Origin of the sequence: Rhizobium sp. LjRoot254 (assembly GCF_964254105.1) — a bacterium.
Taxonomy (GTDB): Bacteria; Pseudomonadota; Alphaproteobacteria; order Rhizobiales; family Rhizobiaceae; genus Rhizobium_E.
In genome coordinates, this window is the sequence record NZ_CAXUSM020000001.1 from 507,708 (window position 1) to 527,041 (window position 19,334).

Sequence of the window (19,334 nt, forward strand, 5' to 3'; positions counted from 1 at the left end):
TCAGCCCTCCGTCTTCACGCGCCAGGAATCGGCGTAGATGCTCATTGCAGCAGGGTCGAACGTGATGCGCGGGTCGGCGGGAATCTCGTCGTCCTCCTGCGCCACGATGGTGATCGGCAGGCCGGCAAGCATGGCGCGGACGATCTTGGTCCGGCCGATATCCTCGACCTTCGAAATGGTGATCGGCATGCCCTCCCGGCCGAGGCGGACGAATTCCGGGCGGATGCCGAGTTCGGTCTTGGCGCCCGGCGCGATCACCGGGGCCGCACTCAGCTCCACGGTCTGGTCGCCGATCAAGGCATTGGCGCCCTCGATCTTCGCAGGCAGCACGTTCATCCCTGGCGAGCCGATGAAATAGCCGACGAAAGTGTGGCTCGGTCGCTCAAAAAGCTCGGCCGGGGTGCCGATCTGCACGACGCCGCCGTCGTACATGACGACCACCTTGTCGGCGAAGGTCAGCGCCTCGGTCTGGTCATGCGTGACATAGACCATTGTATAGCCGAACTGGCGGTGCAGGAGCTTGAGCTGCGCACGAAGCAGCCACTTCATATGCGGATCGATGACAGTCAGCGGCTCGTCGAACAGGATCGCGTTGACGTCCGAACGGACGAGGCCGCGGCCGAGCGACACCTTCTGCTTGAGGTCGGCGGTCAGGCCTTGGGCCTTGCGCTTGGCCATGGATTTCAAGTCGATCACGTCGAGGATCTCGTTGACCTTGCGCGTCACCTCGGCCTCGGGCACATGCCGGTTGCGCAAGGGGAAGGCGAGATTGTCGAACACCGTCATCGTGTCGTAGATAACCGGGAACTGGAACACCTGGGCGATGTTGCGGTCTTCCGTGCGCAGCCTCGTCACGTCGCGCTCGCCGAGCAGGATGCGGCCATGCGACGGCGTCAGCAGGCCCGAAATGATATTCAGAAGCGTGGTCTTGCCGCAGCCGGACGGTCCGAGCAGGGCATAGGCGCCGCCATCCTCGAACACATGGTCGACTTCCTTCAGCGCATAGTCGGACGGCGCCTGAGGCTTCTCCATGTAGGAATGACGGATATGATCAAGGTTGATGCGGGCCAAGTTAAGCGTTCCTCCTCAAGCCGCGAGCGGCCGGGCTTGCGCCGCGCTCGTCCCATCCTCGCGGAAGGCGAGCAGGTGGCGCGTGTCGAGATTGACGGTGATGTCGGTATCGGGCGTGAGGTCATGGACGCCGCGCGCCAGCATGACCCATTTGCCGAAACCGTTCGAAACGTGGACGAAACTCTCCGAGCCGGTGATCTCGGTGACCGTGACCTTGGCCGGAATGGCGACGCTCGCTGCGCTCACCGGCACGGGTGAGAGATGATGCGGGCGAAAACCGATCACGACCCGGCCGTCGGCAATGCCTGAGAGGTAAGCGGGAACCGGCATTTCAGTGCCGGTGTCGAGCTTGATTACAGAGCCTTGCTTGACCGCGCCGACGGTGTTGAGCGGCGGGTCGGAGAATGTCTGAGCGGTGACGAGATCGGCCGGCCTGCGGAACACATCTACCGTTGAGCCGAACTGGGTGATGCGGCCTTGGCTCAGCGTCGCGGTATTGCCGCCGAGCAGCAATGCCTCGGATGGCTCGGTCGTGGCATAGACAAAGATCGCGCCGGTCTCGGCGAAGATCTTCGGCAGTTCGGCGCGCAGTTCCTCGCGCAGCTTGTAATCGAGATTGGCGAGCGGTTCGTCGAGCAGGACGAGGCCGGCATTCTTGACCATGGCGCGGGCGAGCGCCGTGCGCTGCTGCTGGCCGCCTGAGAGTTCAAGCGGCAGGCGCTTGAGATAGGGCGTCAGGCGCAGCAGATCGGCCGCCTTGTGCACCGCTTTGTCGATCTCGTCGCGGCTCTTGCCGGTCACGCGCAGCGGCGAGGCGATGTTTTCATAGACCGTCATGGCGGGATAATTGATGAACTGCTGGTAGACCATCGCGACGTTGCGGCTTTGCACGGCAACGCCGGTGACATCCTTGCCCTCGAACCAGACCGAACCCTTGGTCGGCTTGTCCAGCCCGGCCATCAGCCGCATCAACGATGTCTTGCCCGATAACGTCGGGCCGAGCAGCACGTTCAGCGAACCGCGCTCAAGGCGGATCGAGACGTCGTTGATATGAATATCAGCGCCCGATTGCTTGGTTACGCTTTTCAGTTCCAGCATTCCATCCTCCTCCCCAGGCAGGCGACGATTGTCGCCCGCTTACTGGGCGGCGAGCCGGGCATCCGCGCCCGGCCGGCCTTTCATGAATTCCTCAAGTGCCTGCCTGCCATTCGCTTCGAGCTTCAGGCCAAGCTTTGTCCGGCGCCAGAGCACGTCTTCGGCCTCCAGCGCCCATTCATTTGCCATGAGATAAGCGACCTCGGCTTCCGTCAGGTCGCCGCCGAAGAGCTGGCCGAGATCGGTAAAACTCTTTGCCTTCCCCACGATCCGCCACGCCCGCGTACCGTAAAGCCGCACCAGACGCCGCGAATGCGCTTCGCTCAGGAACGGAAACTCGCGGCGGAATTTTGCCACCAGGCCCTCGAAGCCCTGCTTGTCGAAATCGCCGCCCGGCAGCGTCGCGCCCGCTGTCCACGGCTTGCCGCGGCTGCCGAGCACGTCCTCGATCTTTTCCAGCATGGATTCGGCGAGCCGCCGGTATGTGGTGATCTTGCCGCCGAAGACATTGAGCAATTGCGGCTCGCCGGCAGCGCCATCGGCCTTCAGTACATAATCGCGGGTGGCTTCCTGCGCCTTGGAGGCGCCGTCGTCGTAGAGCGGGCGGACACCGGAATAGGACCAGACCATGTCGGCCCGCGTCACCGGTTCGGCGAAATATTCGCTGGCGCCGGCGCAGAGATAGTCGATCTCGGCATCGGTAATCTTCACGTCCTGCGGGTCGCCCTTGTAGTCCTGGTCGGTAGTACCAATCAGCGTGAAATCTTCCTCATAGGGGATGGCGAAGAAAATCCGGCCGTCATTGTTCTGGAAGAAATAGGCGCGGGAATCGGAGAACTTCTTGCGGATGACGATATGGCTGCCTTGGACGAGGCGGACATTGCTGGCATTCGAGCCGGCGGCATTCTGCAGGAGCTTGTCGACCCAGGGGCCGGCCGCGTTGACGAACAGGCGGGCGCTGATGGTTTCGGTGTGGCCGGTGTGGACATCCTCGGTGACAACAGACCAGAAGCCGCCTTCGCGGCGGGCCGAGACCACTTTCGTGCGGGTCTTGATGACGGCGCCGCGATCGGCCGCGTCGCGGGCATTGAGCGCTACGAGGCGGGCATCATTGACCCAGCAGTCGGAATACTCGAACGCCTTGCGGAAGCCCGGTTTGAGCGGCCCACCGGCGGGGTCGGTCTCAAGGTTGAGTGTCCGGGTCGGCGGTAGCGCCTTGCGACCGCCAAGGTAATCGTAGAGGAACAGGCCGAGCCGGATCAGCCAGGCCGGGCGCATCGCCTTGTGCAGCGGCAGCACGAACCTGAGCGGCCAGATGATGTGCGGTGCCATGCCCCAGAGCACTTCCCGCTCCATCAGCGCCTCCCGCACCAGCCGGAACTCGTAGTGTTCCAGGTAACGCAGTCCGCCATGGATGAGCTTGGTGGAGCCGGAAGAGGTGCCCGAGGCAAGGTCTTTCATTTCGGCGAGGAACACGGAAAAGCCCCGTCCAACCGCATCGCGTGCAATGCCGCAGCCATTGATGCCGCCGCCCGCGATAAAGATGTCGTAGACTCCGTCCGTCATATGCTTCCATCCCCTTTCGCAATGCAGCATTTTATTGCATTTGCGAAACTGAAAGCATTCAAAACGAAATCAAAACGAATGTCAATCGAATATGGATGATGAATTTGCCCAACGGCTGCGAGACGGCGTGCCCCACCCGCGACGTCATCCTCGGGCTTGTCCCGAGGATCTGGTGAGCGCGCTGTAAGTCGTTGAGGAAGCATACTTATTGGGCGTCCTAGATGCTCGGGAAAAGCCCGAGCAAGACGTCGGAGGACCTTATAGTCGGAAATATTAACGCACTTTCGCGGTTTCGATCAGCTGCACATCGTTCTCGCGACAGATTTTCCTGAGATTTTCGGGAAAGCAATTGTCGGTCACGAAGGTGTGGACCTGCGAAATATGGCCGATCCGAACGGGTGCGGTGCGCTCGAATTTCGTCGAATCCGACACGAGAATCACGTGCCGCGCATTGGCGATGATCGCCTGCGCGACCTTCACTTCGCGGAAATCGAAATCGAGAAGCGCGCCGTCGTCGTCGATCGCCGAGGCCCCGATCACGGCGTAATCGACCTTGAACTGGCGGATGAAATCGACCGCCGCTTCGCCGACGATGCCGCCATCCGTGCCGCGCACGACGCCGCCGGCGATCACCACTTCGAACTGCGGATAGACGCGTAACTTGTTGGCAACGTTGATATTATTGGTGATGATCATCAGCCGGCCATGATCGAGCAGTGCCTGCCCGACGGCCTCGGTCGTGGTGCCGATATTGACGAATAGCGAGGCATTGTCCGGAATGAGCGCCGCCGCCGCCCGGCCGATCGCGTCCTTCTCGGTCGCCGCGATCAGCCGGCGCTGCTCGTATTGCATATTCTCTGTGCCGGAGGGGAAGACCGCGCCGCCATGGATGCGGTTGAGCAGCTTCTTCTCGCAGAGGTCGTTGAGATCCTTGCGGATGGTCTGCGGGGTGATTTCGAACCGGCTCGCCAGTTCCTCCACCAAGACCTTGCCCTGCACGCGGGCGATGTCGAGGATTTCCTTGTGGCGCGGTATCAGGAACATTCGTTTCAGCCGTCGTTGATTTCGTCTTCACGATAGAACGAAAAAAACGAAAGTAAAGCGTCGGCATTAGACCCCGCCCCGAAACCCCTCCCCACAAGGGGGAGGGGCCAACCTGTGGCGCTGGCATTGCTCATCTTTAACGTCGCCAATCGTCGAAAGCTTTGAAGGCTCTCGAGGCCGTGCGGCAGGTTAAGCCCCTCCCCCTTGTGGGGAGGGGTTTGGGGCGGGGTCTTACTTAAGACTTATCAATAGGCTTCGACCTCAGCCGCATCACCGTCTCGCGCTCTGCGCGCTTGCAGGCGACAGGCGGCAGGCCCTTGGCGATCTGGCCGAGGTCCTCCAGCGCCAGCTTGCCGATATTCTCGAGCGCCGAGGTCAGCGCGCCGGCCCGGTGGGCGGAAAACAGGATGTTCGGCACTTTCCGGATCGGATCGTCGGCGGCGACCGGCTCTTCGGGAAACACGTCGGTGGCGACCTGGATGCGGCCGGATTCGGCGAATTCCTTCAGCGCATCGAAATCCGCTACTGCGGCGCGGCTGAGCAGGATCAGCTTGCCGCCCTTCTGGATCAGCTTCAGCTTGTCGGCGTTGAGCAGATGGGCGTTGTCGGTGGTGATCGTCGCGACGACGAAGACGAAGCGGCTCTTCGCCAGCACCTCGTCGAGCGGGGCAGGGTTGACGCCCATCCGTTCCAACACACCATCCGGAAGCCAGGGATCGAAGGCGCGGATTTTCGGCTGGAAGCCGGCCAGCAGCTTGTGGACCGCGCGGCCGAGATCACCGAAGCCGACGAAGCCGACATCGGCGCCGGCCAGCAGCTCGGCTTCATGATTGCCATCGAGGCCGTAGAGTTCTTTGCCCGCGACGAAATCGCCGTGTCCGGTATGGATGCCGCGCGCCAGCGACAGCGCCATGCCCAATCCGATCTCGGCAACGGGTGCCGCGAAGACCGAGCTCGGCGCAATGACATGGATACCGCGCTGGAAACAGGTCTCGTAATCGACATTGGGCAGGAAGTTGGTTTCGACGTTGATGATGCAGCGGAGCTTCGGCGCCAAGTCGAGCTGTGCCTTCTCCATCGGCTGCTGGCTCATCAGCACTTCGGTGGTCGGCAGGTGGGTGCGGTAGAAGCTTTCGCGGTCCTCGCCGTTCCAGGCGATCACGTCATAGGTCGACAGGAATTTCTGATAGTCGGCGTCGGAGAAAATGTCCTTGGCCGCACGGGGTTCCGGATCGAAAAGTACGCGCATTGCATCCTCCCAAAATAGTATGACCGACAGTCATAATCCCGCCGCGCGCAAAGAACAGTCTCGTTGGCGCGGGTCAGCTATGCCCGCAAAGGGTAACTCGCCACTTGCGGAGCGGTTGCCGATTTCCGATAGTGCAAGCTTCTCCCAGCACTCGAGGATCACATGAAGCCGATCGATCTTCCGACCCTTCTTTCAATCGTTGCCGAACGCGGCAAGGCCGGCCGCTCGATCACCGCGATCGCCGGGCCGCCGGGTGCGGGAAAATCGACCCTGGCCGATGACCTCGCCGATGCGCTGAACGCCGCTGAACCCGGTTCGGCAGCAGTGTTTCCGATGGATGGCTATCACTATGACGACATGGTGCTGGTGCCACGCGGCCTGCGTCCTCGAAAGGGTTCGCCGGAGACGTTCGACGTGTCGGGGTTTGCCACGATGCTGGGCCGCCTCAAACAGAACCAGGAGACCGAGATTGCCGTGCCGGTCTTCGACCGCTCGATCGAGATCGCCCGCGCCGGCGCGCGGATGATCCCGCAGACGGTGCGGCACCTTGTTGTCGAGGGCAACTACATCCTGCTCAACAAAGGCGACTGGCGCACGCTGCACCAGCATTACGACACGACGGTGCTGATCGATGTGGCGGAGGAGGAATTGCGCCGGCGGCTGACCGATCGCTGGAAGGATCTCGACCCGGAGACCTTCGCCTACAAGATGGATGTTAACGACCTGCCGAACGGGCGGCTGGTCAAGACCGAGAGCGTGCAGCCGGAATTCATTTTTCGGCAGTAGAAACGAAAAAACCGCCCTGGTTGGCCCGGACGGTTTTCTTATTCTGGGATCTGCCGGTGGCGGCCGGCGCAATCCAAATCAAGCAGCGCGGAGATTGCCGGCGGCGGACTTGCCGGTGCGGCGGTCGGCCAGCACTTCGTAGGAAATCTTCTGGCCTTCATTGAGCGTGGTCATGCCAGCGCGCTCGACGGCGGAGATGTGAACGAAAACGTCCGGGCCGCCATTGTCAGGCTGGATGAAGCCGAAGCCCTTGGTTGCGTTGAACCACTTTACGGTGCCAGTGTTCATCTGGGGTATCCTTGTATTTCACACGTTAGTTTTGCCGGCCGAAAGCTGGCGTTCGTATCGATAAATTCGTCTGGGAAGTTGGTCGGCCGCGTCCGGAAGCAAAACTCAGGGAACGGAGCCAAGCCATTCGGCCTTCAAAAAATCGACCGGGATTGTGTGCCAGAAGTCACCCATTTTTACAAGCTGTTAAAATGATATATTTTTTAGCCGCAGGCTATACGGTTCCCCAACCGTTAACACGGGCTCCGGCATGGCTCAGACCGGTGCATCCTGCCGCATCAGGCCCTCGGACTTGAGGTCCGCCCAGAGTGCCGCGGGGATGTCTCGGCCCAGCATCGCGCGGTTGGAATTGACCTCCGCGACGCTTTGGCCGCCGGGTATGACGCTGACCACGGCGGGGTGATGGAGCGGAAAGTTCAGCGCCGCCTCGATCATCTTCACGCCGTGCTTTTCGCATGTCGCATTGATCCGGCGGACCCGATCGATGACCGCCTTCGGCGCATCGGCATAGTTGTACTGCGCGTCGTCCGAGGGGCCGCGCGCCAGGATGCCGGAGTTGTAGGGACCGCCGAGCACGATGCCGATGCCACGCTCGGTGCAGAGCGGCAGGAAGCTCGTGAGCGCCTCCTGTTCGAGCAGCGTATAGCGGCCGGCCAGCAGGAACAGGTCGAAATCGCCGCGGCGGGCGAGCGCCTCGCAGGCCTGCCATTCGTTGACGCCGCCGCCGAAGGCTTTGATCACCCCCTGGTCGCGCAGGGACAGCATGGCGTAATAGCCGCTCTTCATGAAGGTTTCCGTATAGGCGTCGTTGATCTCCTTCGATCCGTGCGTCCAGACGTCGAGGTCGTGGACGTAAAGAATGTCGAAACGGTCGAGCCCGGTGCGTTCGAAGGAGGCGTCGAAGGAGCGCATCACGCCGTCGTAGGAATAATCGTAGACTTCCCGGCGGTTGGGCACTTCGAAGAATTTGCCGATGCCGGTTCGCTGGTCCGGTGGGCTGACCTTCATCAGGCGCCCGGCCTTGGTGGAAATCACGTATTGATCGCGGGGCTTGCCGCGCAGGAAATTGCCAACGCGGACCTCCGAAAGGCCGAGGCCGTAAAGCGGCGCGGTATCGAAATAGCGGCAGCCGTCGTCCCAGGCCGCCTGCAGCACATTGTGCGCCTCCTCGTCGGTGATGGCGCGGTAGAGATTGCCGAGCGGCGCGCAGCCGAAGCCGAGTTCGCTGAACTTGATGCCGCCATTGCCGAGCCGGTCCCAATGCCTGATCTTCATCGCCAATTCCTCCCGAATGCTGCTCTGATTTTGGCCGGATTAAAGACAGTCGGCTGGCCGAAAGCAATTGTTTTTAATCGTGTTTCAAACATCAGTTGATGACATCCCGGATTCGAAATGGCAAAGTTCCCGCCGTCTCTATGGGAGGAAATCATATTTTGAGCGATAAGTTGAAAGCCATATTCGGCGACGTAAAGCCCGTGATCGCGATGGTGCATCTCGGCGCGCTGCCGGGCTCGCCGCTGCATGATCAGGAAGGCGGATTGGAGGCGCTGGTCGAGGGCGCGCGCAAGGATTTGGCCGCACTCCAGGACGCCGGCTTCGACGCCGTGATGTTCGGCAACGAGAACGACCGGCCATATGAATTCAAGGTCGATACCGCCTCCACCGCGACCATGGCCTATGTGATAGGCCGGCTCGCCGGCGAGATCCGCATTCCCTTCGGCGTCAATGTTCTGTGGGATCCCGAGAGCTCCATTGCGCTTGCCGCGGCCACGGGTGCGGCCTTCGTGCGCGAAATCTTCACCGGCACCTATGCCTCGGACATGGGGCCGTGGACGCCGGATGCCGGCCGCGCGATGCGCTACCGCGACCGGCTGGGCCGCAAGGATCTGGCGCTGCTCTATAATGTCTCCGCCGAATTCGCCCATTCGCTCGACCAGCGCAGTGTCGCCGACCGTGCGCGTTCGGCGGTGTTCTCGTCGATCCCCGACGCGGTGCTGGTGTCCGGCACGATCACCGGCGAGGCGGCTGAGATGGTCGACCTCGAAGCGGTCAAGAAGGTTCTGCCCGACACCTATGTCTTCGCCAATACAGGCGTGAAACATGCGACCGTGCGCGACACCTTGAAGATCGCCGATGGTGTGATCGTCGGCTCGTCGCTGAAGGTCGATGGGCATACCTGGAACGCGGTCGATCCCGAGCGGGCCAAGGAATTCATGGCGCTCGTCAGGCAGGACAGGTGAGCGATGCGTGAACGGTTGAAAACCTGGCTCACGGACCTGATGATGATCCCCGGTCTTTCGGGCTACGAGGGTCGCGTGCGGCGCTACCTCAAGACGGAATTGCAGGGCTTCGGGCTCAAGACGAAAACCGACCGGATGGGCAACCTGATCGCGACGATCGCGGGCCGGGAAGGCGCGCCATCGGTGATGCTGTTCACCCATATGGACCAGCTCGGCCTCATCGTTCGCAAGATCGAGAAGAACGGGCTTGTCCGGGTCGAGCGGTTGGGCGGCGTGCCGGAGCGGGCGCTGGCGGCGCAGGCGGTGATCTTTTCGATCGGCGAGGGGCACGATGTGCCTGGTGTCATCGCGCACAAATCGCACCATGCAACGGGGCAGGACGAAAAATACAAGGTCGTGCCCTATCAGGACATCTATATCGACGCCGGCTTTTCGAGTGCCGAAGCGGTGCGGGAAGCCGGGATCGATATCGGGACACCTGTGGTCTACAAGCCGCATGTCATGGAATTGGCGGACGGGCGCATTGCCGGCACCTCGGTTGATGATCGCGCCGGCTGTGCGGTGGTGCTGGAAGTTGCTCGGCAGCTGATGGCGACGGTGCCGCGACCGACCATACATATCGTGTTCTCGACGCAGGAGGAATTCAACCTGCGCGGCGCGGTGACGGCGGCTCAAGTGCTGCAGCCTGATATTGCTGTTCAAATCGACCTGATCCTGACATCCGACACGCCCGATATGACCAGCCGTGGCGATGTCGTGCTCGGCGGCGGGCCTGGGATGGCGATGTTCTCGTTTCATGGGCGAGGCACGCTCAATGGCACGATCCCGCATCCGGCGCTTGTCGGTCTCTTCGAAGACACCGCGAAGGCCGCCGGCGTGCGGCTGCAGAAAAGCGCGCATATCGGCTGCCTTACGGATTCGTCCTATGTCCAGCTTGTGGGCCAAGGTGTTGCCTCGATCGATATGGGTTTTCCGATGCGCTACTCGCATTCGGCGCTCGAGGTCTGCGATCTCTCCGATCTTGAGGAATTGTCGCGGCTGCTGGTTTCGGCGATCGCCAATATCGGTCCGGATTTCAGTCTGGATCGGGATGATTTCGAGCAATGAAACACTATCTCGGCATCGATATCGGGACCTTCGAATCCAAGGGTGTGCTGGTCGACGAGGCGGGCGGGATCGTGGCGCAGGCGTCGCGGCCGCACCGCATGCTGGTGCCGCAGCCGGGCTGGGCGGAGCATGATCCGGAGCAGGATTGGTGGGGCGATTTCTGCTTTATTTCCAATAAGCTGATCGCCGAGAGCGGTATCGATCCCACGTCGATCCGTTCGGTCGGGACGTCGGCGATCGGGCCGTGCATGCTGCCGGTCGATGCCGAGGGCAATCCGCTGATGAACGGCGTGCTCTATGGTGTCGATACGCGGTCGGTCGATGAGATCGCGGCGCTCAATGGCGAGATCGGCGAAGACCGCGTGCTCGATGTCTGCGGCAATGCGCTGACCTCGCAATCGGTCGGGCCGAAGATATTGTGGCTCAGGAACAAGCGGCCGGATGTCTATGCCAGGGCGGCGAAGATCGTGACGTCCACCACGTTCATCGTGCAGCGGCTGACTGGCAATTGCGTCATCGATCACTATACGGCGGCGAATTTCTCGCCGCTCTATGATGTCAGCAAGCTCGGCTATACCAGCGATCTGGCGCCCGGGATCATCGATCTCGACAAGCTGCCGGAGCTGATGTGGAGCACGGATGTCGCGGGGGATGTGACGGCCAAGGCAGCCGAGGCGACCGGCTTGGCCGAAGGCACGCCGGTGATCTGCGGCACGATCGATGCGAGCGCCGAGGCCTTTTCGGTGGGCGTGCTCGATGGTGGCGATATGATGGTGATGTATGGCTCGACGATCTTCATCATCCAGCTGACCGATGAGCGAGTGCGGGATGCGCGATTGTGGTATGCGCCCTGGATGTTTGAAGGCCAGCATGCCTCGATGTCGGGGCTTGCGACGTCGGGGACGCTGACCCACTGGTTCCGCGACGAACTGGCCAAGGAGCTCGATCCGGCCAGGGCGTTCGGCGAGCTTGCCAGGGAGGCCGCCCTGTCGCCGGCGGGCGCCAATGGCTTGATTTTCCTGCCCTATTTCTCCGGCGAGCGGACGCCGATCCACGATGTCAGTGCCAAGGGCACGCTGTTCGGGCTGAACCTCACCCACAAGCGCGGTGATATCTACCGGGCGCTGATCGAGGGCATCGCCTATGGCACCAACCATATTTTCGAAACCTATGCCGAGGTGGGCAGCCCGCCGAAGCGGCTGATGGCGGTGGGCGGCGGCACCAGGAACAAGCTCTGGCTGGAGGCGACGTCGAATATTTCGGGGCTGAAGCAGATCCTGGCGCGGAAGACGATCGGGGCTTCCTATGGCGATGCCTGCCTTGCGGCGATCGGCGTGGGCGATGCGGATCGATCGACCATCACGCGCTGGAATCCGGTCGAAAGCGAGGTCGTGCCGGTGGCCGATGCCGCCTATGCCAGGAACTACCGGATTTTCAAGGAACTCTACCTGAGCACGAAGCATCTGATGGCTGAACTCGACAAGACATAAGTCCTCGTTCACGCGGCCGGTTTTCGGTCCGTGGGGTTGGTAGAAATGTCGGACGGGGCGCCTCGTAGAGCCTCTCTATTTGTTTGATTTATAATGCGCCACAAGGCGCCCCGTTATGCATTTATCCCATGCAACTCCGGTTCCTCTGCGTCACCGAACGGCCTGGGTTTGGCCGGAGATTGTCAGTCTCCGATCGCCTCCGATGTACGTATCCCGCCATCCATCGCTGGCATGGCGTTCGCGGGACCATCACCCCCACATTCCGCTCGGGCCTCCAATGCCTCACAGGCACGCCCGGGCCTTTTTCAGCCCGGAGGAGAACCATTCTCTGCATGAGCCCCGCGCGCCGCTCCGCCTCTTGAGCAAACCCGAAGGCACATGATCCGTCTCGCCGGGTGAGGCCACCCGCGTATCCGACGACGGAACGACAAGGAATGTAGCACGGGATTTTGCGGATGGGAAGAGATTTTATGAATATTTTCCTATTTTGGCTTCTTGCCAGATTCGACATGCGAGTTGTCGACCCATGGAACCAACGCCGGCCAACCGCATTCAAGCGTTTTTGGCGGAGTTTGTTGAATGGCCCCTTCACTGCAATTGGAATTGCATGCGGGCGATGGGTTCACCCACGGTCTCGGTCGAATTTCCAGGTCTAATTTTTACCGCGCCGGGCCGCTGACCCGGCTCGAACAAGCTACCCACCAATTTTGGAAGGAAGCAGGGACATGGTAACTTTCACGCTCAACGGAAAAGAACGAACCTTCGACGGCGACCCCGACACGCCCCTGCTGTGGGTTATCCGGGACTTCGAAAAGCTGATGGGTACCAAATATGGCTGCGGCGTCGCGCAATGCGGCGCCTGCACCGTGCATCTCGACGGCATGCCGCGACGGTCCTGCATAACGCCGATCTCGACGATCGACGGCTCCGATGTGGTGACGATCGAGGGGATCGAGGGCAAAGAAGCCGAGGCGATCCAGACGGCATGGACGGGGCTCGACGTGCCGCAATGCGGCTACTGTCAATCCGGGCAGATCATGTCCGCCGTGGCGCTGCTGCAAATGGTGCCGAAGCCGACCGACGAAGAGATCGATGGCGCCATGGCGGGCAATATTTGTCGATGCGCCACCTATCATCGCATTCGAGTGGCGATCCACAATGCCGCCAACTCGATGGAGGGCTGAGCCATGTCGATCCATGATATCAATACGACCCGCCGCGGTTTTCTCGCCGGCGCTGGCCTCGTTATCGGCGTGGCGATTGCGCCGAAATATCTCTCGGCGGCGCCAACCGGCGTGCCGGGCGGCGGCGCACCTGAACTCATGCCGCTCAACGCCTTCGTCAAGATCGGCACGGACGATACGGTCACCGTGCTCTCCAAGCATATCGAGTTCGGACAGGGGCCGTTTACCGGTCTCGCGACGCTTGTCGCCGAGGAACTCGACGCCGATTGGGGCCAGATGCGCGCGGTCCATTCGCCGACCGACAACAAGATCTATGCCAACCTGCTGTTCGGCTTGCAGGGCACGGGCGGTTCGAGTTCGATCGCCAATGCCTATGAGCAGATGCGCACGGCAGGCGCCACGGCCCGCGCCATGCTGGTGGCCGCAGCCGCCGAGGAATGGAAGGTGCCGGCGAGCGAGATCACGGTCGAGAAGGGCCGCATCAAACACGCTGCCTCCAACAAGGAGAGCGGTTTCGGCGCACTCGCCGACAAGGCGGCGAAGCAGACGCCGCCAGACAATCCGAAGCTCAAGGACCCCAAGGACTTCGTGCTGATCGGGCAGGAGCTTCCGAAGCTCGACACCCAAGGCAAGACCGATGGCACGGCGATCTTCACGCTCGACATTGCGCCGGACAATCTGCTGATCGCGGTGGTCGCGCATCCCAAGCATTTCGGCGCGACGGTCAAATCCTTCGACGACAATGAGGCGCGAAAGGTAAAGGGCGTTGTCGACGTCAAGCAGATGCCGCAGGGTGTCGCGGTCTATGCCGACAACACATTTGCGGCGCTGAAGGGTCGTGACGCGCTCAAGATCGAATGGGACCTGAGCAAGGCCGAAACCCGTTCGTCGCAGGAACTGGCCGATGACTATGCCAAGCATTTCAACCAGCCGGGTCTCGAGGCAACGAATACCGGCAATGTCGCCGAGGCATTCAAGCAGCCGGGTATCGAGACGATCGAGGCCGAGATCGTCTTTCCGTTCCTCGCCCATGCCCCGATGGAGCCGCTCGACGCGGTCTTCATCAAGGCAGCGGATGGATCGGTCGATGTCTATACCGGTGCACAGTTTCCCGGTTTCGACCAGCAGGTGGCCGCCCAGATTCTGAAGCTCGACGAGTCGAAGGTGCGGGTGAACACCCAGCTCGCCGGCGGCAGCTTCGGCCGCAAGGCTCAGTTCGGGTCGCCCTACATGCAGGAAGCCGCGGCAGTCTATGCCGCGACCGGCGGCGACCGGCCGCTCAAGCATATGTGGACCCGCGAGGATGACATCCAGGGCGGTTTCTACCGGCCGATGTATGCCCACAAGATGCGCGGCGCGATCAACAAGGATGGTGAGATCACGGCGTGGGAACAGGTGATCGTCGGCCAGTCGATCATGGCGAAGGCCGACCTCGATTCCACCTCGGTGGAGGGTGCATCGAACCTTCCCTACCACGTCCCCAACCTCAAGGTGACCTCGCACAATACCAAGCTGGTGATCCCGCCGCTCTGGTGGCGGTCGGTCGGCCATACCCATACCGGGTTTGCGGTCGAGACCTTTGTCGATGAACTGCTGATCCGCGTCGGCAAGGATCCGGTCGAGGGGCGGCTGGCGCTGCTCGCTAAAACCTCGCGTCATGCCGGCGTGCTGCGCAAGGCGGCCGAGATGGCGAACTGGGGTGCGACGGTACCGGAAGGCCGTGCGCGCGGGGTCGCTGTCGTCGAGAGCTTCGGCTCCTTCGTCGCTCAGGTGGCGGAAGTTTCAGTCGGTGCCGATGGCGCGCCGCGTGTCCACAAGGTGTGGTGCGCGGTGGATTGCGGCGTTGCCGTCAACCCCAACATCATCAAGGCGCAGATGGAAGGCGGCATCGGCTACGGGCTCGGTGCTGTCCTCTTCGATGCGGTGACGCTCGGAAAGGGCGGAAAGATCATGCAGTCGAACTTCCACGACTACCGGTCCATCCGCATCAACGAGATGCCCGATGTCGCGGTGGAAATCATCAAGTCCACCGAGAAGCCGACTGGTGTCGGCGAGCCCGGCGTGCCGCCGGTGGGACCGGCGGTCGCCAATGCATGGCGAAAACTGACCGGTGCCCCGGTACGCCAGCTTCCCATCGTCAATCTCATATCCTCCTGAGGGATCGTGACACATGAACATCAAGCTCTTGTTTTCGGGCGCTGCAGCGCTCTGTCTCATCGCGGGCGCCGGATTGGCGCTCACCTCCGTCTCGGTCGCGCAGGATGCCAACGCGCTTCGTTCCGCCGAGTCCTTCAAGTCGATCGCCGACGAGCAGGCGCGGTCGGTCGCGCTCTTCGAGGAGGCGGGGAAAGTCATCCAGCATCCCCGGTGCGTCAACTGTCATCCGGCGGCCGACCAGCCGCTTCAGGGCATGAACATGCATCTGCACCAGCCGCCGGTGTTTCGCGGCGATGGCGGCATGGGCCTGGTGGGCATGCAGTGCAACACCTGCCACGGCGCCGAGAACATCAAGGTGGTCGGCCAATCCGATACGCTGAAGAGCATTCCAGGCAATCCCGCCTGGCATCTCGCGCCGATCGAAATGGCCTGGGAGGGCAAGTCGCTCGGCAAGATCTGCGAGCAGCTCAAGGACCGCAAGCGCAACGGCGACATGACCATGGAGGAAATGGTCGAGCACATGGCGCATGATGATCTCGTCGGCTGGGGATGGAAACCGGGAGACGGACGCGAGCCGGTTCCGGGTACGCAGGAGGAGTTCGGCAAGCTCATCCGGGCCTGGGTCGATACGGGCGCGCTCTGTCCGAAGGTGTGACCTCTCAGGATGTCACGGTACTTCATTCGCGTGAACCGTTGCCGGGTCGCGTTTTAATCATTATTTAGCGGCAAAGACGGATATGGCGGTGAGACCAGCGCCATGTTTCGAACGAAGCGGCTATGCGGACCGGAGATTGCCATGAATGATTTCTACGTCGGCCAGCAGGTCGTGTGCATCGATGACAAGTTCAAGCATGTCTCGATAGACCAGGTGATCCGAAAGGGGCAGATCTACACGATCCGCTGGGTCGGCATGTATTCGCACTATGTCGATGGCGAGTTTCTCGGGGTCAAGCTCGAGGAAATCCATCGCGGCAATGACGATGGCCCCGAGGGTTATGGCGCGGCCGACATGCCGTATCGGGCATCGCGGTTCAGGCCGCTGGTGAAAGACAGGATAGGCTCGCTGAGAAAGCTTCTCGCGCCAAGCCCCGATGCTCCTCCGGAGGAGAAGCCCAAGGCGCCGGTGCGGAAAAAGGAGAAGGTGTAGGCGACCAAGGCCGCTGCGGACGTGAAGTGCGTGGCGGAAGGCGTTTGCGATTTGTCGACTCTGCTGGCGCGCCGTTGGTCGCCGTCGTCGCCCGCGTTTTAATTCGGACGCGGGCGTGCGGTATCTATATGGTCTATCCACACGGCCGAGACCGCCTGGGGAACGGAACCGCGTTCCAGATCGGATAGTCCACTTTTCCCATGATCAGTTTCCAAACCACAGAGCATGCGCAGACGCTGGCACAGGCCATCATGAACACGCTGCCCGAGCCGTTTCTCGTGCTCGACGATCAGTTTCGCGTGCTCGCGGCAAGCGCGGCATTCTACCGGACCTTTGAGGTCGATCCCGAGCAAACGATAGGGTGTTTGCTTTACGCATTGGGGGATGGCCAATGGGATATTCCAAGTCTCAGGGTGCTTCTGGAGACGATCATTCCGGAGCGGACCGCAATGGATGGCTTCGAAGTCGAACATGATTTTCCGCGGATCGGCCGCAAGACAATGTTTCTGAATGCCCGGCAGGTGGTCTACGAAGATCACTCCAAATCGACGATCCTGCTTGCGATCCGCGATGCCACCGTCAGCAGGACGATCGAGCGCGAGAAGGACGAGCTTCAAAGGCAAACGCAGGAACTGCTTCGGCAGAAGGATGTCCTGCTCCAGGAAATGGAACACCGGGTCGCCAATTCCCTGCAAATCATCGCCAGTATCCTGCTTATCAAGGCCCGCGCGGTCTCATCGGAGGAGACGCGCAAGCATTTGAAGGACGCCCATCAGCGGGTGATGTCGGTCGCGGAGGTGCAGCGTCATCTGCACACCTCGGCCGGGCTCGACACGGTGGATGTCCGCTCCTATCTCACTAAACTCTGCAGCAGCCTGGGATCGTCGATGATCGGCGAAAGCCAGCCCATCGAGATCAAGGTCCGTGCCGACTCGGGCGCGATCGGCTCCGACAAGGCCGTCAGCATCGGGTTGATCGTCACGGAACTGGTGATCAATGCAATCAAATACGCGTTCCCAGAATCCAAGGCCGATGCCCACATATATGTGACATATGAGACCAATGAGTTGGATTGGAAACTGACGGTTTCCGATAACGGGGTCGGCCAAACCGCCAGCGACGTCAAGGGTACGGGTACGGGCCTGGGCACCGCGATCGTCCAGGCTCTGGTGAGCCAGCTGGAGGCGGTCAGGGAGAGCGTGATCGACGAAAATGGAATGGAAATTTCGGTGACGCGTGCGACGTTCACATCGGGCCTGCCGAACGTGGCTTAGCTCGGATTTGTCGATTTCAGGCCGGCGAAACCATTTCGCGTATGGTTTTGATCACGCGTTGAGGACTATGGGGCTTGGGCATGAAGCGTCTCTCTACGAGGGATCGCGCCGCCGAGCAGTGCAGTATGCCAGCCTCTTGGCAGTTCTCATTCCGACAATGGGCGCTTTTGAGGAACCACATTCGCTCCGAATGCTCATATTTAGCAAAATCTCGCTCCCCATTCTGATAGTCTATAAATAATATAGACAATATCAACATGGAGGTTCGTGATGGCCACACAGATCAAGCCCAGACAGATCAAACTTGGTGCCTTTCTTCCCGGCGGTGGACAACATGTTGCGGCGTGGCGGCATCCGGGGCAGCCGGCGGACGGGGCGACGGATTTCGAGTTTCACAAGCAGTTGGCCCAGACCGCCGAGCGGGGTCTGTTCGATGCCTATTTCCTGGCCGATGGTCTTGCAGTTTCATTCGGCGGCGGCACGGAAGGGGGCAATGCGAAGGTCGCGGGCTTCGAGCCGGTGACGCTGTTTTCGGCGCTTGCGCCGCTGACGACGCATCTCGGCTTCATCGCCACCGCCTCGACCACCTATGAGGAGCCGTACAATCTGGCGCGCAAATTCGCGTCTCTCGACCTGATCTCGCAGGGTCGCGCCGGGTGGAACGTGGTGACGACCGGAACGGAGGCTGCGGCCTATAATTTCAGCCTCGACCAGCAGCATCCGCATGCTGTGCGCTACCGCCGCGCCGCCGAGCATGTCGAGGTGGTCAAGAAGCTGTGGGACAGTTTCGAGGACGACGCCTTCATCCGCGACAAGCGGACCGGGCAGTTCTTCGATACGGACAAGCTGCATTACACCAACCATCGCGGCGAGCATTTCAAGGTCAAGGGGCCGCTCAACGTCTCGCGTTCGCCGCAGGGTCATCCGGTCATCGTGCAGGCGGGGCAATCCGAGGATGGGCGGGGGCTTGCCGCCGCCACCGCGGAGGTGATCTTCACCGCCCACCAGCATCTTGAAACGGCGCAGGAATTCTATCGCGATATCAAGGCCCGGGCGATCGGCGTCGGCCGCGATCCCGGCCATGTCTTGGTCATGCCCGGTGTTTCGCCTTTCATCGGCCGGACCGAGGCGGAAGCGCGCGAGAAATACGAGAAGCTGACCGCGCTGATCCTGGAAGAGGATGGCCTGGCGCTTCTCAATGGACTGACCGGCGGCACGCTCGACCTCAGCGGCCATGATCTCGACGGTCCGCTGCCGCCGACCCCGCCCACGGAGGGCATGAAGAGCCGCCAGGCGCTGATCCGCCGGATCGCAGACGAGCGCAATTTCACGATCCGCCAGCTCTACCAGTGGATCGCCTCGGCACGCGGGCATTTCACCATTGTCGGAACGCCGGTGCAGATTGCCGATACGCTTGAGGAATGGTTCGAGAACGAGGGCGCCGACGGCTTCAACATCCTACCGCCGTGGCTGCCGGCGGGGCTGGACGATTTCGTCGAACTGGTCATTCCGGAATTGCAGCGGCGCGGGCTGTTCCGCACGGCCTATGAAGGCCGGACGCTGAGGGAAAATCTCGGCCTGCCATTTCCCGCAAACCGCTGGACGCGTGCGACCGCGCGACAGGCCGCCGAATAAG

The 19,334-nt window shown here is 61.5% G+C and carries 17 protein-coding genes; 10 read left to right on the forward strand and 7 right to left on the reverse strand.

Annotation, left to right across the window (positions count from 1 at the left end):
- From ACSQ26_RS02580 to ACSQ26_RS02600, 5 genes are all read right to left on the reverse strand, one after another.
- Positions 1-1,071 (reverse strand): ABC transporter ATP-binding protein, encoded by a 1,071-nt coding sequence (locus tag ACSQ26_RS02580; RefSeq protein WP_436005987.1) that lies wholly within the window; start codon positions 1,069-1,071, stop codon positions 1-3.
- 15 nt (positions 1,072-1,086) lie between these two features.
- Positions 1,087-2,169, reverse strand: a complete 1,083-nt coding sequence (locus ACSQ26_RS02585) for an ABC transporter ATP-binding protein (protein ID WP_436005989.1) — start codon at positions 2,167-2,169, stop codon at positions 1,087-1,089.
- Between the two features lie 39 nt (positions 2,170-2,208).
- Complete coding sequence (glpD, locus tag ACSQ26_RS02590; RefSeq protein ID WP_436005991.1) at positions 2,209-3,732, reverse strand: glycerol-3-phosphate dehydrogenase; 1,524 nt, start codon at positions 3,730-3,732, stop codon at positions 2,209-2,211.
- 273 nt (positions 3,733-4,005) lie between these two features.
- Positions 4,006-4,776 carry a DeoR/GlpR family DNA-binding transcription regulator gene (locus ACSQ26_RS02595; RefSeq protein WP_436005993.1) on the reverse strand — a complete coding sequence of 257 codons (771 nt, stop codon included), beginning with the start codon at positions 4,774-4,776 and terminating at the stop codon, positions 4,006-4,008.
- A 235-nt stretch (positions 4,777-5,011) separates the two neighbouring features.
- A complete protein-coding gene (locus ACSQ26_RS02600) occupies positions 5,012-6,025 on the reverse strand; it encodes an NAD(P)-dependent oxidoreductase (protein ID WP_436005995.1) in 1,014 nt (337 codons plus the stop codon).
- Between the two features lie 162 nt (positions 6,026-6,187).
- Here ACSQ26_RS02600 and ACSQ26_RS02605 point away from each other — a divergent pair, with 162 nt between their 5' ends.
- A complete protein-coding gene (locus ACSQ26_RS02605; protein WP_436005997.1) occupies positions 6,188-6,811 on the forward strand; it encodes a nucleoside triphosphate hydrolase in 624 nt (207 codons plus the stop codon).
- Positions 6,812-6,889: 78 nt separating this feature from the next.
- On the opposite strand, the gene ACSQ26_RS02610 is transcribed toward ACSQ26_RS02605, so the two are convergent.
- Together ACSQ26_RS02610 and ACSQ26_RS02615 are read right to left on the reverse strand one after the other, a co-directional pair.
- Positions 6,890-7,099, reverse strand: a complete 210-nt coding sequence (locus ACSQ26_RS02610; RefSeq protein WP_258158063.1) for a cold-shock protein — start codon at positions 7,097-7,099, stop codon at positions 6,890-6,892.
- Between the two features lie 255 nt (positions 7,100-7,354).
- A complete protein-coding gene (locus ACSQ26_RS02615; protein WP_436005998.1) occupies positions 7,355-8,374 on the reverse strand; it encodes an aldo/keto reductase in 1,020 nt (339 codons plus the stop codon).
- Positions 8,375-8,532: 158 nt separating this feature from the next.
- Here ACSQ26_RS02615 and ACSQ26_RS02620 point away from each other — a divergent pair, with 158 nt between their 5' ends.
- The 9 genes from ACSQ26_RS02620 to ACSQ26_RS02660 all read left to right on the forward strand — a co-directional run bounded on the left by ACSQ26_RS02620 (position 8,533) and on the right by ACSQ26_RS02660 (position 19,333).
- Positions 8,533-9,339 (forward strand): BtpA/SgcQ family protein, encoded by an 807-nt coding sequence (locus tag ACSQ26_RS02620; protein ID WP_436006000.1) that lies wholly within the window; start codon positions 8,533-8,535, stop codon positions 9,337-9,339.
- Between the two features lie 3 nt (positions 9,340-9,342).
- The gene (locus ACSQ26_RS02625; RefSeq protein ID WP_436006002.1) at positions 9,343-10,446 is read left to right on the forward strand and encodes a M42 family metallopeptidase; all 1,104 of its coding nucleotides are present in this window, start codon (positions 9,343-9,345) and stop codon (positions 10,444-10,446) included.
- Positions 10,443-11,936, forward strand: a complete 1,494-nt coding sequence (locus tag ACSQ26_RS02630) for an FGGY-family carbohydrate kinase (protein ID WP_436006004.1) — start codon at positions 10,443-10,445, stop codon at positions 11,934-11,936. The genes ACSQ26_RS02625 and ACSQ26_RS02630 overlap by 4 nt, the downstream gene beginning before the upstream one ends.
- A 725-nt stretch (positions 11,937-12,661) precedes the next feature.
- Positions 12,662-13,120, forward strand: coding sequence for a (2Fe-2S)-binding protein (locus tag ACSQ26_RS02635; protein ID WP_436006006.1), 459 nt, complete (start codon positions 12,662-12,664; stop codon positions 13,118-13,120).
- 3 nt (positions 13,121-13,123) lie between these two features.
- Entirely contained in the window at positions 13,124-15,277 is a 2,154-nt protein-coding gene (locus ACSQ26_RS02640; RefSeq protein WP_436006008.1) for a molybdopterin cofactor-binding domain-containing protein, read from the forward strand.
- A 13-nt stretch (positions 15,278-15,290) separates the two neighbouring features.
- On the forward strand, positions 15,291-15,932 hold the full coding sequence (locus ACSQ26_RS02645; RefSeq protein ID WP_436006009.1) for an Isoquinoline 1-oxidoreductase subunit: 642 nt from the start codon (positions 15,291-15,293) through the stop codon (positions 15,930-15,932).
- Between the two features lie 141 nt (positions 15,933-16,073).
- A complete protein-coding gene (locus ACSQ26_RS02650; protein ID WP_436006011.1) occupies positions 16,074-16,424 on the forward strand; it encodes a CAP-Gly domain protein in 351 nt (116 codons plus the stop codon).
- A gap of 200 nt (positions 16,425-16,624) precedes the next feature.
- On the forward strand, positions 16,625-17,698 hold the full coding sequence (locus ACSQ26_RS02655; protein WP_436006013.1) for a sensor histidine kinase: 1,074 nt from the start codon (positions 16,625-16,627) through the stop codon (positions 17,696-17,698).
- 270 nt (positions 17,699-17,968) lie between these two features.
- Positions 17,969-19,333 (forward strand): LLM class flavin-dependent oxidoreductase, encoded by a 1,365-nt coding sequence (locus ACSQ26_RS02660; RefSeq protein ID WP_436006015.1) that lies wholly within the window; start codon positions 17,969-17,971, stop codon positions 19,331-19,333.
- The last annotated feature ends 1 nt before the right edge of the window (position 19,334 follow it).